Genomic DNA, 16129 nt, shown 5'->3' with positions numbered 1-16129 from the left:
GCGCGGGCTCGGCCTGGATCACCGCGTCCTCGGCGATGGTCTCCGACGGCTTTGTCACCTGCTTGTCGTCGGCCATGACGAGGCCGGCCTCGATGGCCGCGCGCGCCCGCGCCCGGCTCTCGAACAGGCCGCGCTCGACCAGCAGAATATCCGCGCGCTTGCGGGGAGGGGACATCACGCTCTCATGAGACGATTTTTGGGACGATTGATGCGCTTATGGTGCAATCAATCGCGCGGCCGCCATCCGKACGCAAGCCTCGAACGCGGCGAGATCGTGCCAGACGTCGATCGGCATCGTGGCCGGCATCACCAGCGGGCAGCCGTGCAGTTCCAGCGCATGGATCATCATGAGGTTGTCGACGAGGCCAAAATCCTCAACCGTCAGGCCTTGCGCATCGACCAGCCGCCCGTCCTCGGAGGTGACGTCCATGAAGCGGCCGACGCGGTCGGCATAGGCGGCGCCATCGTTGGAATAGGCCAGACAAAACTTGCCGCGCCCGRCCATATAGCCGAGCTCGTAGACGGTCCCGGGATCGGCGCCGGCACCGCGGAACGGCGTCAGGTTGGCGATGATCGCGTCGGCCGCATCCATCATCGCCTCGTTACCGCAAAAGATCTGCCGCGAGGCATCAGGCGCGGTGAGATCGATCGCGTTGTCGAGGGGATAGAGGCCGGTGAGCCCGAAGCGGGCGCAGATCTCCGCCTTGCGACGGCCGACCTCGACCGCATCCGGCAGGAACACGTCGGGGCCTGCCAGATAAATCTTCATGGACGTCGCGCTGCTTCGCTGAAGGTCGAAGCTCGCCCCTCAGGCGAGCTTGACCGTCTCGGTCTTCACGTCCTTGCCGAGCGCTTCGAACACCTTGGCGACAATGCCCTTGGCGTCGAGACCGGCGCGGGCGTACATCGCGGCAGGGGTGTCGTGGTCCTGGAACACGTCGGGCAGCACCATCGTGCGGAACTTGACCATGCCGCTGTCGAGCGCGCCCTGGTCGGTCAGGAATTGCGCGACATGCGAGCCGAAGCCGCCGACCGAGCCTTCCTCGATCGTGATCAGGATCTCGTGGTCGCGGGCGAGCTTGAGAACCAGCTCGGTGTCCAGCGGCTTCATGAAGCGCGCATCCGCGATCGTGGTCGAAAGGCCGTGGGCGGCGAGCTCGTCGGCCGCCTTCTCGCATTCGGCGAGGCGCGTGCCGAACGAGAGCAGGGCGATCTTGCTGCCCTGACGGATCACGCGGCCCTTGCCGAGCTCGAGCGGAATGCCGACCTCGGGCATCTCGATGCCGCGGCCTTCGCCGCGCGGATAGCGCAGCGAGCTCGGACGGTCGTCGATCGCGACCTGGGTTGCCACCATGTGCACGAGCTCGGCCTCGTCGGCCGCCGCCATGATCACCATGTTCGGCAGACAGCCGAGATAGGCGTTGTCGAACGAGCCGGCATGCGTCGCGCCGTCGGCGCCGACGAGGCCGGCGCGGTCGATCGCGAAGCGGACGGGGAGATTCTGGATCGCGACGTCATGCACGATCTGGTCGTAGCCGCGCTGGAGGAAGGTCGAGTAGATCGCGCAGAACGGCTTGTAGCCTTCGCTCGCCAGACCTGCGGCAAAGGTCACCGCGTGCTGCTCGGCGATGCCGACGTCGAAGGTGCGGTCCGGGAACGCCTTGTTGAAGATGTCGACGCCGGTGCCGGACGGCATCGCCGCGGTGATGGCGACGATCTTCTCGTCCTTCTGCGCTTCCTTGACGAGGCTCTGGCCGAACACGTTCTGGTAGGCGGGCGCGTTCGGCTTGGCCTTGGCTTGCGTGCCGGTCGCGACGTCGAACTTGACGACGGCATGGTACTTGTCGGCGGAGGCTTCCGCCGGGCCGTAACCCTTGCCCTTCTGCGTCACGACGTGGACGAGGATCGGGCCTTCCTCCATGTCGCGGACGTTCTTCAGCACGGGCAGGAGGTGATCGAGGTTATGGCCATCGATCGGGCCGACGTAATAGAAGCCGAGCTCTTCGAACAGCGTGCCGCCGTCCATCATGAAGCCGCGCGAATATTCCTCGACGCGGTTGGCGCGGTTGGCGATGATCTTGGGCAGGCGCTTGTTGATCTGCTTGGCCGCCTCGCGCAGCGTGCGATAGGTCTTGCCGGAATACAGGCGCGACAGATAGGCGCTCATGGCGCCGACCGGCGGCGCGATCGACATGTCGTTGTCGTTGAGGATGACGATCAGGCGCGAGTTCATCGCACCGGCATTGTTCATGGCTTCATAGGCCATGCCCGCCGACATCGCGCCGTCACCGATGACGGCGATAACGTTGTTCTTGCCGCCGGAGAGGTCGCGCGCCACGGCCATACCGAGGCCGGCGGAGATCGAGGTGGAGGAATGCGCCGCGCCGAACGGATCGTAATCGCTCTCGCTGCGCTTGGTGAAGCCGGACAGGCCGCCGCCGGTGCGCAGGGTGCGGATGCGGTCGCGTCGCCCGGTGAGGATCTTGTGCGGATAGGCCTGATGGCCGACGTCCCAGATCAGCCGGTCGCGCGGCGTGTCGAAAACGTAATGGATCGCGGTGGTGAGCTCGACCACGCCGAGACCAGCGCCGAAGTGACCGCCGGTTACCGAGACGGCATCGATGGTCTCCTGCCGCAACTCGTCGGCGACCTGGCGAACCTGCTCGATCTTGAGCTTGCGCAGGTCTTCCGGTGTCCGGATGGTGTCGAGGAGCGGCGTCTTACTGTATGCGTTCACGGCGATTTCCAATTTGTCAGCGCCGGAAGGTCGTTCCGGTGCGCGATGGGTTTGCACAATATCGGCGCAGCGCGAGTCCTTAAACCGTCGGAGCCACCTGCATGGGGCAGGGCCCCGTCTTCAAGCTTAGGTGAGCTTAAGTGTGCTCCGGTTCAGTCTCTGTGATCCCTGTCACTTAGATCGGCTTCGTCCGTCCCAGCCAATTTCATTAGCAATTTGAAGCGCTTGTCGTCGGTAATCGGTGCCCACGCAAGGCTAACAAAAAGCCACACTCCGCGCAGCTTTACACCAAAGCTTGGGCCAAAGCCAACCCGTTGGGGCGATTACGGGCATGCACCTGCAACCCCCGGGCCAGAGTGGTTAACTGCGGCGCCCGCGGGGAGGTTCCTGCCTTGCCCGGTTCCCCGGCAGGATTTTGGGCGAGAGGAAGGCTATTTCCGCTCGATTCGCGGGGCCGAACGGCTCCCGCGCGGGAACTCTTCGATCTCAGTGCCTGGCCGTCCGCCCCATGGGCACAGCCAGCAGCGTGCGATCATGAAAAAATTGCAGGCGTCCGATGCCCGAAACAGGCTTTGGTCGTCGTCCCTTACTGGACGTCGAGCGGCGCGGTGCCGGTGGCCTGGCCGCTCGCATCGGTGGTGATCTTGTCGACCCGCGCCTCGGCCTGGCGCAGCAATTCCTCGCACCGGCGCTTCAGTGCTTCGCCGCGCTCGTAGATCGTCACGGATTCCTCGAGCGGCACCTTGCCGTCCTCGAGCCGTTTCACGATCGTCTCGAGTTCCTCGATCGCGCGCTCGAAGGTGAGCCTGGAGACGTCGACTTGGGTATTTTCGGCCATATCCGTTTCCGATTGCCCGATTCGCTTCACATGCAGAAGAAGCAGGGTTTTGCGGGCTTAATGTGGCGGGCTCGTCAGGCGCCCATCAGGGCGCCGACATGCGCCGTAACAGATTCTTTCAGTCCTTGCAGGTCGTAACCGCCCTCGAGCACCGAAACAACGCGGCCCCCCGCGGACTTGTCCGCAAGGTCCATCAGCTTGCGCGTCACCCAGGCATAATCCTCCGCGCGCAAATTCAGCGAGGCCAGCGGGTCGCGATAATGCGCATCGAAGCCCGCAGAGATGATGAGGAGCTCGGGGCTGAATTTTTCGAGCTGCGGCAGAATCAGGTTCTCGAAAGCGCTGCGGAATTCCGGACCACCGTCTTCGGACGCCAGCGGCGCGTTGACGATGGTGTCGTGGTCGCCGCGTTCGCCCTTCGCGCCGGTGCCCGGAAACAGCGGCATCTGGTGCGTCGAGCAGTACATCACCGTGGGGTCCGACCAGAAGATGTCCTGCGTGCCGTTGCCGTGATGCACGTCGAAATCGACGATGGCCGCGCGCTTGATGCCGTATTTGCGCTGCGCGTGACGCGCGGCGATCGCAACATTGTCGAAGAAGCAGAAGCCCATGGGCTTGCCGATCTCGGCGTGATGGCCGGGCGGGCGCACCGCGACGAAGGCGTTGCGGTGCTCGCCCGCCATCACCGCTTCGGTCGCCGCGACCGCGCCGCCGACGCCGCGCATCACCGCTTCCCAGGTGCCCGGCGACATCGAGGTGTCGCCGTCGATATAGACGAGGCCGCTGGTCGGCGCGATGTGGCGCAGCTCGGTGACGTAATGCTCGTTGTGGCACAGCGTCACGAGATCGAGATCGCCCTCCGGCGCCTGGTCGCGGACGAGGAACTGGAAACGCTCATGCGACAGCGCTTCCTCCACTGCGCGCAGGCGGTCCGGCCTTTCGGGATGTCCCGGCGGCGTGACGTGGTCGAGGCAGGCCTTGTGGGAGAGGAGAAGCGTGCTCATCAGGTCGGGCTCACTGGGAACGGGCTCTTGACGTCGCTTGGCGCATCCGGCGCCAAAACGCAATGCAAAACCCAATCTATGCGCTTCACCGGGAATGGCAAAGGGTTGTCCCGTTCCGGCCCGTTTGATCCGAATCAATTCACGCGCAGGATGCGGCTCGGCGGCAGCGGGCCGATCGGCCCGTGCGCCCGGAAGAACGCGAACAATGCGTCCGCGTCGTAGCCGCCATATTGCGGGGCCGCACCTTGCTTGGCGACCGTAAAACCGTCGCCGCCGACGGCGAGGTAATCGTTGAGGGTGACGCGGTAGCCGCTTCCAGGTTCGATCGGCCTGCCGTTGAGCGTCATCCTCTCGGCCATCACGCGTTCGCCGAACGGCTTCGACGCATCCCAGGCGTAGCTGAAACCGTTCGACACCTGAAGGATTCGCGGCCGCTTCGGATCGAGCCATTGCTGCTCCAGCATCTCCTTGAGCTGGCTGCCCGTCAGCGTCATGGTGACGAGGCGGTTGCGGAACGGCTGGCTTGCGAACAGCTCGCCGAAGGACACCGCGCCGTTCTCCTTCGGAACGATATCGGTGCGGATGCCGCCGGGATTGGTGAGCGCGATGACAGCGCTGCCATTCGTGGCCTCCTTCGTCGCGGCGAGCTGCGCGTCCGCGATGACGTCGCCGAGCGGRCTTTCACCGGCTTCGTTCGGAATGCGCGACAGCGTCTGCGTCACCGATCCGGCCGGCCGGTTGGCGATCGGCGCGGCGAGCTTGTCATAGGCCTCGATCAGCGCGGTCTGCTCCGCGTCCTTCGCCAGCGAGGCATTGGCGACGATGACGTTCTCGGCCTTGGCGCCGACGATGTCGCGCGTTGCCGGATCGAGCTTGAGATCGATCGCCGTGACCAGCGTGCCGTACTTGTCGCCGCTCGTCACCAGCCGTCCATCGATATCGCAGACATAGGCGCGATGGGTGTGGCCGCTGACGACCACGTCGACGGCGCGATCGAATTTCTTCACGATCTCGACGATCGGCCCCGAAATGCCCGGGCACTCATTGTAATCGCCGGCGGGCTCGCCGCCTTCGTGGATCAGCACGACGATCGCTTCCACGCCGCGCGCCTTCAGTTGCGGCACGAGCGCATTCACCGTTTCGGCCTCGTCGCGGAATTCGAGGCCGGCAATGCCCGAGGGCGACACGATGCCGGCGGTGCCTTTCAAGGTCAGCCCGATGAAGGCGACGGGAATGCCGTCGAACTCACGGATCTCAAACGGCGGCAGCACGCTTTGACCGGTCGCTGTCTTCACGGTGGAGGCGGCGAGGTAGTGGAATTTGGCGCCAGTGAAGGGATGCGGTCCCTGGCAGCCGTCGACCGGATGGCAGCCGCCGTTCTGCATCCTAAGCAGCTCGGCTTTGCCCTCGTCGAACTCGTGATTGCCGACCGAGGTGATCGCGAGCCCCATCATCGAGAGCGCCTCGACCGAAGGCTCGTCATGGAACATCGCCGACAGGAACGGGCTCGCGCCGATCAGGTCGCCGGCGGCCACGAAGATCGTGTTCTTGTGCCCTTCGCGCAATTGCTTCACCAGCGTCGCCATGTACTCGGCGCCGCCGGCCGCCACCATGACCTTCTTGCTTCGATCCTCGGGATCGTTGATGCGGATGCCGCCGGGCGGCGGCCGCAGATTGCCGTGAAAATCGTTGATCGCAAGGATGCGCAGCTCGACCGGTGCGGCGGTCTGGGCAGAGGAGGGCAGGGCGGCGAGCGCGAGGGCGAAAGTGATCAGGCGGAGAAGATGTCGCATGGAACCAGATTAGTCGTGCAGCGCGAAGATTTCACGAAGCATTGTCGTGAACGTACCGCGATTCCTTCCTTCTCCCCTTGTGGGAGAAGGTGGCGCGAAGCGCCGGATGAGGGGTTCTATCCGCGAATGACGATGCGAAAGGGGTGCTCGCGGAAGCAACCCCTCACCCGTCTCGCCGCTTACGCGGGGAGCCACCCTCTCCCACAAGGGGAGAGGGAAAGCGGGCTCTATCGCTTCTTCCTGTTCGCGAACGCGTTGAATGCAGCCACAGCGTCGTCCGACTTCAAACGCTCGCCGAACAGATGGGTCTCCTGGTCGATGCGGCGGGTCAGTTCCTCTGGTGGGGTGCGCAGCAGCCTGCGCGAGATCGCGACCGCCTCGGCGGGCAGCCGGCAGATCTCGCGCGCCACCTTGCGCGCCTCGACTTCGGTGTGCCCCGGCGAGACCACGGTGTTGACGAAGCCCGCAGCGTGCGCCTCCGCGGCGGTGAAGGTCCGTCCCATCACCAGCATCGCGAAGGCGCGCTGGTAACCCATCGTGTTCGGCATCAAGAGGCTGGCGGCGCCGACCGGCACCAGCCCGAGGTGGATATAGGGCGCGGAGAAGGTCGCCGCGTTCGATGCGAGCACGTAGTCGCAATGGAACAACATCACGGTGCCCATGCCGATCGAAGCGCCGTCGACGGCCGCGATGATCGGCTTGACGTTGAGGGCGAGCGAATAGAGAAACCTGGCGCCGTTCGACAGCGTCTCCGGGCGTGCCGTGTCGGCCTTCAGAAAATCGTCGATGTCGTCACCGGCGGTGAACACGCCGGAGCCGCCGGTGATGATCATGCAGCGGATATCCGGGTTGTTCTGCGCGGTGTCGATCGCGTGGCTCATCTCCCGATACATGTCCTGCGTGATCGCGTTCTTCTTGCCCGGGCGGCGCAGGGTGATCACGCGCGTTCCACGCTCTTCGGCGACGATGATATTGCCATTCGGCATAAGGACCCCCTGCGCTCGCCGCGACGCTTGACCTTGGCGAGTCTCGCAAACATCAGCCTACATCATCTCGCAGGCGTGCCAATCCGCCCGCGCGACCTTTTCGAAAGCGATCCCGTGAGCCCGGTGGATGACACCGCTGTCATAACTTCCGTCCCGGAACCGCATCGCGTCAGATCGCGCCGGTTGTATTGTCTTGCACGCTCCATTGCGCAATGCAACAAATGGCTACAATGTTTAATTTGAAAAACCGGTGGTTGTGGTGCACGATCGCGCCGTTCCATTTGGCCGATTGCTCGATTGATGATTGCAGCAACGCGTGTCGACGAATCCTCGCTGCATTATCGCGGTTGGCGGGTCGTGCTGGCCTGTTTCCTGATGGCCTTCTTCATGTTCGGCTTCGGCCTGTATGGTCAGGGCGTCTATCTCGCCGAGCTTCAGCGCGCCCATGGCTGGCCGGGCACGCTGGTCTCCGCGGCCAGCACCTTCTCGTTTCTCCTGACCTCCGTGCTGGTCATCTTCACCGACGATCTGCTCGCCCGTATCGGGCTGCGTTCACTGATCCTGTGCGGCCTGTCGGCGCTCGGCGCATCGACCGTGCTGCTGGCGCTGATGCAGACGCCCTGGCAGCTCTATCTCGCCTATGCGCTGATGTCGGTCGGCTGGACCGGCATGGGCACCGTGGTGATCGCGACGCTGCTGAACTCCTGGTTCGATCGGCGCCGTGGCCTCGCGCTCAGCCTCGCCTTCAACGGCGCGACCTGCGGCGGCATCGTCCTCGTTCCGCTGCTGCTGTCGCTGACCGGCAGCATCGGCTTCCGTTCGGCGATGCTCGCGGCCACGATGGTGATGGTGCTGCTGGTGCTGCCGGTGGTCGTCGGCTTCATCCGCTGGCCGGCCGGGCTGCCGCCGGCATCGGGTGAGCGCCCCGCCGATGGCGATGCGCCCGCGCCGGCTCATTCCCGCAAGGCGTTGCTCGCCAACGCGGCGTTCTGGACCATGGTGCTGCCGATCGCTATCGCGCTGCTGGCTCAGATGGGATTCATCATCCACCAGGTGACGTTCCTCGAACCGCTGATCGGGCGCGCCAGCGCCGGCCTTGCCGTCACCATCATGGCTGCGATGGCGGTGGTCGGGCGCCTGTCGCTCGGCCTGTTCGTCGACCGGCTCGATCCGCGACTGGCCTGCGCGGCGTCGATGACGAGCCAGGCGGCGGCGCTGTTCGTGCTGGTGCAGAGCACAAGCCCGACGGCGCTGCTGGTGTGCTGTGCCGTGTACGGCTTCTCGATCGGCAACATGATCACGTTCCCGCCCCTGATCATCCAGCGCGAGATCGGCGCCAGGTCCTTTGCCGCCGCGATGGGCCTGGGCACGTCGATCAGCGGCGTCGTCAGCGCCTTCGGCCCGGGCATCGTCGGCCTCGTGCGCAGCCTGACCGGCGACTACACGATGGCGTTTGCGATGTGCGTGGTGCTCGATCTCGTGGCCGCGGGAATCGTGCTGTGGCGGCCGGGGAGACGGGCGAAGCTCGCAGCTTCGTAGCCCGGACGGAGCGAAGCGTAATCCGGGATGACCGACTGTGGGCCAACTGCGTCCCCAACATTCGGTGTCATCGCCCGACTTGATCGGGCGATCCAGTAGTTTACCGAGAGGCCGCGGCGTACTGGATTCCCCGCCTTCGCGGGGAATGACAGCGGGGAGGAGCGTAGACCTTACCCCAGCAACACTGCATCCGCGGCCGCGACCGACTCCGCGCTTTCCGTCACGGTGCGCTCCAGCGCGCCCGCCTGCACCGTGATGTTCTCGGCGAAGAAGCGCGCGAGCGAGACATAGCGCGGCGCATCGGCAAGGCCGTCGCCCTTCGCGGCGAGCGCCTCGGACGCCAGCAGGCAGCCGCCGAGCGTGGCGCCGAACTGCTGCAAGTACGGCGTTGCGCCGGCAAGCGCCTCGTTCGGCGCGGACGTGACGCGCTCGAGCAGCCATTTGCTGGTGCGCGTCAGCGCGTCCAGCGCTTCGCGCAGCTTTGCGCCCGTGGTGCCGAAAGCGGGATCGTTGGAGGCTTCGACCTGCTTGACGATGGCCGAGAGCTCGTCGAGCAGCGCCCACACCGCGGCGCCGCCATTGGCCGCGAGCTTTCGCGTGACGAGGTCGATCGCCTGGATGCCGTTGGTGCCCTCGTAGATCGCGGTGATGCGGGCGTCGCGATAGTGCTGCGCGGCGCCGGTCTCCTCGATGAAGCCCATGCCGCCATGCACCTGCACGCCGAGATAGGCGACCTCGTTGCCGATATCGGTGGAATAGCCCTTGGCCATCGGCGTCAGCAGCGCCGCGCGCGCGGCCGCGTCAGCGCGGACCTTTGGATCCTTGGCGCGGGTCGAAACGTCGATTGCGACCGCGGTCGCGTAGCAGATGGTGCGCGCAGCCGCGGTCTGCGCCCGCATCCGCATCAGCATGCGCTTGACGTCGGGGTGGACGAAGATCGCGTCCGAGCCGTCGCCCTTCTTGCCGACGGCGCGGCCCTGCTTGCGCTCCTGCGCATAGGACAAGGCCTGCTGATAGGCGCGATCGGCAACGCCGACGCCTTCGAGGCCGACGCCGAGGCGGGCCTGGTTCATCATCGTGAACATGCAGCGCATGCCCTGGTTCTCTTCGCCGACGAGGAAGCCGATCGCGCCGCCATGATCGCCCATGGTCATGGTGCAGGTGGGGGACGCGTGCATGCCGAGCTTGTGCTCGACGCCCGACGCATAGATGTCATTGCGCGCGCCGAGCGAGCCGTCGGCATTCACCATGAACTTCGGCACGAGGAACAGCGAGATCCCCTTGGTGCCGGCGGGCGCATCCGGAAGACGCGCGAGCACGAAATGCACGATGTTGTCGGTCATGTCGTGCTCGCCATAGGTGATGAAGATCTTCGTCCCCTTGATGCGATAGGTGCCGTCGGCTTGCTTCTCGGCGCGGGTGCGCAGCGCGCCGACGTCGGAGCCGGCCTGCGACTCGGTCAGCTGCATGGTTCCGGTCCATTCGCCGGAGACGAGCTTTTCGAGATAGATTTTCTTCAGCTCGTCGCTGCCATGCGCATCCAGTGCCTCGATCGCGGACGCCGTCAGCAACGGGCACAGGCCGAAGGCGATGTTGGCGGCGCTCCAGATCTCGGTGCAGGCGGCGTTGATCGCAACGGGCAGGCCCTGGCCGCCGAACGCTTCAGGCCCTGACACCGCGTTCCAGCCGCCCTCGGTCCAGCGCTTGTAGGCATCGGGCCAGCCTGGCGCGGTCGTGACTTTCCCCGCGTCCAGCTTGATGCCGTGCTCGTCGCCGACACGGTTGAGCGGCGCCAGCACGTCGGTTGCGAACTTGCCCGCTTCCTCCAGCACGGCGGCCGCGATGTCGGCGTCGAAATCGCCGTAATGGCCGGCTTCCACGGCGGCCTTCAGGCCAGCGCCGTGATTGAGCGACAGCAGCATGTCAGAGATCGGCGCGCGGTAGGTCATGGCTCACTCCCGTGGACAGATATTGGCGTCGTCTTCCCATGAAACGCAGGTGGTCTCAACTGCCTGGACGCCTGACGGCTCCGGCCCGGAACGGGTCTTCGCCCGGACGTATGATAGAGTGTGGTGCGCCCGGTCCCGGAAGCTGTGGTATTTTGCGCCTCCAGGCGGTTGAAATGCCGCGCCGCACCCTATAGACCGGCTGCGACCGAAGGGAATCTGCGGTAGCCAGTTCTTCCACCGACCCCGGGTCGCCTGTTGGGGCGTAGCCAAGCGGTAAGGCAGCGGATTTTGATTCCGCCATTCGGAGGTTCGATCCCTCCCGCCCCAGCCAGAGGTCCCAGTTCCCCTGAAATTGCTGCCGAAACCGGCCTGGCTGGGGCGCTGCCGCACAGCGCTGCGACACATCACTGCTGCACAGGGTGTCGCTGCAATGGCTTTCCACATCTTTCGCCGCCAGGCCGTCTACTATTGGCGGCACCGTACCCCTCGCGTGCTTGCCAAGGTGCTCGGCCGCCAGCATCTTTCCATGAGCCTGCAAACGACGAACCGCGCGGCGGCTCGCCGCCTGGTTACCCAGGTCAAGAAGCAGGTCGCCAAGCTGGACGCCGCGGGAACCGCAGTGCATCTGTCGTCGAGCATGCGGTCAGCGCGCGTTACGCTCGGCGCGGTAAGAGCAAGGAGGCCAGTGCCGCCACATCGAGATCGGCCAATGACGCAGGTCGATTCGATCTTGAACGGATGCATAGTGAGACAGCCAACGCGGACAGTAGAGAAACGGCAGCTGACGGGGCATCCCGACCCAAGGCGTCCCTGGCCGCAGCATCGAAGGCCGCATTGAACTGCCCCAGCCGTGCTCGCACTTCAGGATTCGCTGCCGCCTCGGCCAGAGCCGAACCAAACGCGATACCGACCACTTGCCCGGGACGACCGCCTCTGTAGCCCGCCGCCGCTGCTTCAAGGAATGCTGCTACCCGCAAGATTAACGGAGCACCTTCGTCCAGGCAGGAGAACCGCGCGCAGAGCTCCCCGTATTCGGTATCAAGGGCACGAAGAAACATGGCACGTTTGTCGCCGAAGGCGCTGTAAAGGCTCGGTCGCGCCAGTCCCGTCGCGCTTGCAAGATCGTCGAGCGACGTTCCGGAATAGCCTCGTTGCGCGAAGCAACGGCGAATCCTTACGAAAGTTGCGGTTGAATCGAAGCTGCGGGGCCGCCCTCGAGGCCGCGATGACTCCCGGCTCAAGGGCGGCGATCTGGATTCATGATCGGCTCTCGCCGTAACCATCATGCCAGCGTGGCGGTCGCGGCAGCCTCGATCAGCAGCTCGGCCGACCGCGCCGGCTCCGTCACCATCATCTGATGACCCGTCGCAATCTCGCGATAGGTCCATTCGCCACCGCGTTTGGCGACCTCGCCGTGCGCCGGGTAACCCATCACGGTGGTCAGCGGTTTGGTTGCTAGTACATAGGTCTTGCCTATTCCACCGTGCCCGCCGTTAGTGAATCGCACCGGCTCGAGCCAGGTACCGAGCGGATGCGGTGTCGAGCGACGACGGAACCAGTCTGCGTCATCCGGTACCGTCACCCCGACGACCTCTGGCCCCATCACCGGCACCCAAATGCCATCGGGTGAAAGCTGCCGGAAGGCGGCGCGCCTACGCTCGGCGCTTTCGCTGTCGATGCCGGGAATGTGAGAGGCAAAGTCGGCACCATCGCCCGGGACGGCGGCATCAAGATAGACAAGCCGCTTGATGCGTTGCTTGGCCCGATCGGCGACGGCCGTGACCACCATGCCGCCCCAGGAATGGCCGACCAGCGTCACGTTGTTGAGCTCCTCGGACTCAAGCAGGCCCAGCACATCGAGGATATGGGTTTCGAGCTTCGGCACCGGCTCGCGCAGATGCGCGCGCTCGCCGAGACCTGTCAGCGTCGGCGTGAATACGCGATGTCCCTTCTGCTCGAGCAGCGGGCGAACGCGATTCCAGCACCAGCCGCCGTGCCATGCACCATGCACGAGGACAAACGGAGTTTTGGAGGTCATGGATGATCCTTCTCGTGGATTAACAGCTACGATGATGGGCTCGGGGCAATCGGGGGAGCGGCATAGGCCTCCTCCTCACGGGCAAGCGCACGCGCCATGGCGGGAAGCTCGACGACGCGCGCGCGGTGCGCGGCAAGGCGATTCGGAAGGGGCGCTTTGATGAGACCTGCCCAACGAGTAAAGACGAACAGATAGAAGTCGATTGCGGAACGCTGCCGAAGGACCCAATCACCGGTTAGTTCCACATCGAGCTCGTCGAGCAACTTTTGCACGTGGCTGCGGGTCTCGGTCCGCAAGGCCTGCTGGGCTTCAGAGGCGAAACCGACAAACCGTTGCGGACGGAACAGTAACCGGAAGGCCGGGTGCACGGTGCCGCCCAAATATCCGATCCATTCTGACGCACGTATCTGCTCGTCCGAATCAATGGGAAGAAGCCCCGCTTGCGGGCGGAGGTCGTTCAGATATCGAAATATGGCGCCGTTCTCGCGAAAAATTCGCTCGCCAACGGTCAACACCGGCACTTGTCTTCGTGGATTCAATCGGCGGAACGCATCGTCGCCGGCTCCGTCCGGAGACATCCCGACAGGCGTCGCATCGAAGCGAAGTTCGGCCTCTTCCAATGCAGCCATCGAAGCGATGGCGCAGGAGTCCTTGCTGAAATAGAGAGTGACTTTGGTGTTCTGCATGGCGATCTATGCCTACTGAGAACACCGCTATCTGACCAGCTCATCGTTCCCACGGATACGATGAACAAAGATCATCATTTTGCGGCGGCAAGCTTGCGGGCCGAAAGATCGCCGCCTAGTCGCCGCGCCAACGCCTCCAACGGCAACGCACGTGGATTGCCGCGGCGCCAAACTGCCCAGAACTCGCGCTGCTGCCTGGGTATCAGGGGCACGACGGCGACGTCCGCGTGAGGCGGTACGGCTTGCGGCCATTGCGTGAGGATTCCGATGCCATGCYCTGCCCGGGCAAGTTCGAACATCGCCTCCGTTAACTGCACGCGCCAGAGCCGAGGCGGTTGTTCTCCCGTCAATGCGGCCGTCAACCGCTCCACATCGGAATCGCCAAGCTCGTGGATCAAAATCGTTTCGTTCTTGAGATCGCCCCATCGGATTCCCGGACGGGCCGCAGTGCGCACCGCATTCAGAGCGTGCGAAGCCCCGATCACGCCGACAACATCGAGCGTAAACAACGATCGACGCTCGAGTCTCTCGTCGAATTGGACGCGTGACGTCACGGCCAGATCGACCTCGTCATCAAGCACAGCCTGCAACTCGCGCTGTGTGCTACCCAGCGCAATCTGTACATCGATATCGGGCTGGTCGGCACCAAAGCGCGCGAGCGCACCGGAAAGCCATTGATAGTAAGTGAAACATCCGGCGGCTACCCGCAACGGAGACCGCTCCTCGCTCGGTTGCTTTACCGCGCGCTCGGTCTCGGCCAGGCGGCCCAACACGTCGGCAGCCGTTTCAAGCAACACCGCCCCGGCATGGGTCGGGACCATGCGCTTACCAACACGATCGAACAGTTTCGCGCCCAGGTCACGTTCAAGGTTAAGAAGCTGATGGCTCAGTGCGCTCTGCGAAAGATTGAGCGATGGAGCGGCGCGGGTCACGCTGCCCTCCCGTGCAATCGCCTGAATGAGCTTGAGGTGGCGAACCTCAAGCACCAGTCGAGATCCGGGATTTCCAGAACGTCCATTCGTGCCGCGGGTCTGGCTCATGCCCCTCTCATAGCCGAAGCCAGCAAGATCGACAATTTCGGCGGCCATCCCAATTACTCCGCGGCCATATGCCCCGCGCCGGGATGTGCCCAAGCCGCCCCGACCGCCTCATCCCCTATCCGAACCAATCCCGGCGAAATCACTTCGGCATAGATGCTGAAGCAACTACGGAGTTCCCGAATTATCGTCCGGATAATGGTCGGATCGCGATCGAGGTCCGGCAGAGCATGGGAGGTCATGACGCATCGCGGTGCTCGCGAAGTGATCCTGATACTGGCCGCGCCGATACGGAGCTCGTCTCCGATCCAGCCGTCTTCGACCAAGCCCTCGACCTGGTCGTTCGAGAGCAGAAAATTGGGGCGGAAGCGTCGGACGTCGAGATGAGCTTGCGGGGCGCGCTGCCGAAGCCAGCGCATGGAGCTTTCCGTCAGCACATTGATCGGAAATGCATCGAAGTAGGTGCCACGCGGCGCCACATATTGGGAAAGCTCTTTCAGGAGCTGGGGCCCGAAACCATCGAGATCAGGAAGAGGTTCGTCCGGCTCCAGCATGAAAAGGCGTCGCCACTCCGCGACAACATCTTTCGAAGCCTCGTCCTTGATCCGGTAATGGTCAGTCTCCTCGGCACCGAGCAGAGGCCATAGCGTCACTTCCCGGCCTATCGCTTGCGAAATCGCCGCGTGCACCTTTGGATCGTCCGACCGTACGCATTCCCCACTTGGCAGTGCAATCTCGACATGAGGAACCGCGCCGGCGCTGGTACCTTCGAGGTAGCGAGCAGCGCAAAGCAGAAGTTTGGGCAGGTGCTTGGCACCCCTGATCGTTTGAGTCTTTTCATCACGAACAGCCCAACCGCGATCGTAGGGGATGCCCTGTGCAGTGATGGCGGACGCCTCCAGCCGCTCGCCCTGCATCGATTTGACGGGATAGCGCCAGATCTCCTTGACCACGAACGTCATGCTGACCGCCCCTTCTCGAAGACAGGGATGTGCTGCACGGCGAGCGCCGCCCAGTCGATCGATCTTGCCCATTGCTCGACCGTACGCAGTTTGGAATGCAGCAGCCGGACCCTGGCCAAATCTGCGTTCCAACCTCCGGTAGCCGATGCGCGATTCCAGGTCAGCTGGGGCACGAGCGACGGGCCGATCTTGGTCTTTGCCGTGAGTCCGAAATCGGTCGTCCTGGCTACGAAAGCCGAAAAAGCCTCTATTGGAACTTCCTGGAAGGTCAGGTTCATGCCTGAAGCTGTCGCGATGGCTGCAGCAAGCTCATCCAGACGTCGCCGGTCGCTGGCGATCTCGAGCTCCAGTCCGGCGAACGCTGCAGGCCTTTGGAACGCAGCCGCCACGAGAGCTGCTTCGTCGTCGACAGCCAGGAGCTGGAAGGGGCGATCGCCGGGAAACGGAAAACTAACGGCGCCCGTCCTGAACATCCTCTGCAGTGGTCCCTCCATGGTGAAATTTTCCAGGAAGGTCACAGGTCGATAGATCGTCCACTGGAGTCCCGATCGCTTGAGCTC

General features: G+C 64.2%; 15 protein-coding genes, 1 tRNA gene and 1 pseudogene. 3 read left to right on the top strand and 14 right to left on the bottom strand.

Annotation, left to right across the window (positions count from 1 at the left end; translation table 11 throughout):
- The 7 genes from AC1D00_RS04540 to AC1D00_RS04510 all read right to left on the bottom strand — a co-directional run.
- Positions 1-175 (bottom strand): S4 domain-containing protein (locus AC1D00_RS04540; protein ID WP_477009820.1); only part of this gene is annotated, 175 nt, incomplete at its 3' end.
- A gap of 39 nt (positions 176-214) precedes the next feature.
- Positions 215-769: a nucleoside 2-deoxyribosyltransferase gene (locus AC1D00_RS04535; RefSeq protein ID WP_477009817.1), complete on the bottom strand. Its 555-nt coding sequence runs from the start codon at positions 767-769 to the stop codon at positions 215-217.
- Positions 770-808: 39 nt separating this feature from the next.
- Positions 809-2737 (bottom strand): 1-deoxy-D-xylulose-5-phosphate synthase, encoded by a 1929-nt coding sequence (dxs, locus tag AC1D00_RS04530; RefSeq protein WP_167771288.1) that lies wholly within the window; start codon positions 2735-2737, stop codon positions 809-811.
- Positions 2738-3323: 586 nt separating this feature from the next.
- Positions 3324-3575 carry an exodeoxyribonuclease VII small subunit gene (locus AC1D00_RS04525; protein WP_008132970.1) on the bottom strand — a complete coding sequence of 84 codons (252 nt, stop codon included), beginning with the start codon at positions 3573-3575 and terminating at the stop codon, positions 3324-3326.
- A gap of 74 nt (positions 3576-3649) precedes the next feature.
- Positions 3650-4579 (bottom strand): histone deacetylase family protein, encoded by a 930-nt coding sequence (locus tag AC1D00_RS04520; RefSeq protein ID WP_027546177.1) that lies wholly within the window; start codon positions 4577-4579, stop codon positions 3650-3652.
- Positions 4580-4713: 134 nt separating this feature from the next.
- Positions 4714-6372, bottom strand: a complete 1659-nt coding sequence (locus AC1D00_RS04515) for a bifunctional metallophosphatase/5'-nucleotidase (protein ID WP_477009816.1) — start codon at positions 6370-6372, stop codon at positions 4714-4716.
- 227 nt (positions 6373-6599) lie between these two features.
- A complete protein-coding gene (locus tag AC1D00_RS04510) occupies positions 6600-7358 on the bottom strand; it encodes an enoyl-CoA hydratase-related protein (protein WP_027546175.1) in 759 nt (252 codons plus the stop codon).
- Between the two features lie 300 nt (positions 7359-7658).
- Between AC1D00_RS04510 and AC1D00_RS04505 the strand changes: the two genes are divergently transcribed.
- Positions 7659-8897, top strand: coding sequence for an MFS transporter (locus AC1D00_RS04505; RefSeq protein WP_477009819.1), 1239 nt, complete (start codon positions 7659-7661; stop codon positions 8895-8897).
- A gap of 170 nt (positions 8898-9067) precedes the next feature.
- Here the strand turns inward: AC1D00_RS04505 and AC1D00_RS04500 are convergent, their stop codons facing one another.
- On the bottom strand, positions 9068-10846 hold the full coding sequence (locus tag AC1D00_RS04500) for an acyl-CoA dehydrogenase (protein ID WP_477009815.1): 1779 nt from the start codon (positions 10844-10846) through the stop codon (positions 9068-9070).
- Between the two features lie 256 nt (positions 10847-11102).
- Between AC1D00_RS04500 and AC1D00_RS04495 the strand changes: the two genes are divergently transcribed.
- Positions 11103-11177: transfer RNA gene (locus tag AC1D00_RS04495), tRNA-Gln, on the top strand.
- Between the two features lie 99 nt (positions 11178-11276).
- Positions 11277-11426, top strand: a pseudogene (locus AC1D00_RS04490) (DUF6538 domain-containing protein); the annotation flags it as partial.
- A 73-nt stretch (positions 11427-11499) separates the two neighbouring features.
- On the opposite strand, the gene AC1D00_RS04485 reads toward AC1D00_RS04490, so the two are convergent.
- From AC1D00_RS04485 to AC1D00_RS04460, 6 genes are all read right to left on the bottom strand, one after another.
- Complete coding sequence (locus tag AC1D00_RS04485) at positions 11500-12129, bottom strand: TetR/AcrR family transcriptional regulator (protein WP_477009818.1); 630 nt, start codon at positions 12127-12129, stop codon at positions 11500-11502.
- On the bottom strand, positions 12129-12884 hold the full coding sequence (locus AC1D00_RS04480; RefSeq protein WP_404558287.1) for an alpha/beta fold hydrolase: 756 nt from the start codon (positions 12882-12884) through the stop codon (positions 12129-12131). Before AC1D00_RS04480 ends, AC1D00_RS04485 begins: the two co-directional genes overlap by 1 nt.
- Positions 12885-12910: 26 nt before the next feature.
- Positions 12911-13570 (bottom strand): glutathione S-transferase family protein, encoded by a 660-nt coding sequence (locus AC1D00_RS04475; RefSeq protein WP_477009814.1) that lies wholly within the window; start codon positions 13568-13570, stop codon positions 12911-12913.
- A gap of 74 nt (positions 13571-13644) precedes the next feature.
- Entirely contained in the window at positions 13645-14658 is a 1014-nt protein-coding gene (locus AC1D00_RS04470; RefSeq protein ID WP_477009813.1) for a LysR family transcriptional regulator, read from the bottom strand.
- Between the two features lie 5 nt (positions 14659-14663).
- Positions 14664-15569, bottom strand: coding sequence for an MOSC domain-containing protein (locus tag AC1D00_RS04465; RefSeq protein ID WP_477009812.1), 906 nt, complete (start codon positions 15567-15569; stop codon positions 14664-14666).
- The coding region (locus tag AC1D00_RS04460) for an NmrA family NAD(P)-binding protein (RefSeq protein WP_477009811.1) at positions 15566-16129 on the bottom strand (564 nt) is incomplete at its 5' end. The genes AC1D00_RS04465 and AC1D00_RS04460, both read right to left, overlap by 4 nt.

The sequence above is a fragment of the Bradyrhizobium sp. P2_E8 genome (assembly GCF_056403875.1).
Note: the sequence above shows the minus strand (reverse complement) of the source record. Positions and strands in the feature narration are given on the sequence as shown.

Bases quoted from the DNA above. Each gene is read 5' to 3' on its own strand.
- AC1D00_RS04475 (WP_477009814.1), bottom strand. From the start codon at position 13,570: ATGCAGAACACCAAAGTCACTCTCTATTTCAGCAAGGACTCCTGCGCC.
- AC1D00_RS04500 (WP_477009815.1), bottom strand. From the start codon at position 10,846: ATGACCTACCGCGCGCCGATCTCTGACATGCTGCTGTCGCTCAATCAC.
- AC1D00_RS04525 (WP_008132970.1), bottom strand. From the start codon at position 3,575: ATGGCCGAAAATACCCAAGTCGACGTCTCCAGGCTCACCTTCGAGCGC.
- AC1D00_RS04465 (WP_477009812.1), bottom strand. From the start codon at position 15,569: ATGACGTTCGTGGTCAAGGAGATCTGGCGCTATCCCGTCAAATCGATG.
- AC1D00_RS04505 (WP_477009819.1), top strand. From the start codon at position 7,659: ATGATTGCAGCAACGCGTGTCGACGAATCCTCGCTGCATTATCGCGGT.
- AC1D00_RS04520 (WP_027546177.1), bottom strand. From the start codon at position 4,579: ATGAGCACGCTTCTCCTCTCCCACAAGGCCTGCCTCGACCACGTCACG.
- AC1D00_RS04480 (WP_404558287.1), bottom strand. From the start codon at position 12,884: ATGACCTCCAAAACTCCGTTTGTCCTCGTGCATGGTGCATGGCACGGC.
- AC1D00_RS04510 (WP_027546175.1), bottom strand. From the start codon at position 7,358: ATGCCGAATGGCAATATCATCGTCGCCGAAGAGCGTGGAACGCGCGTG.
- AC1D00_RS04485 (WP_477009818.1), bottom strand. From the start codon at position 12,129: ATGGTTACGGCGAGAGCCGATCATGAATCCAGATCGCCGCCCTTGAGC.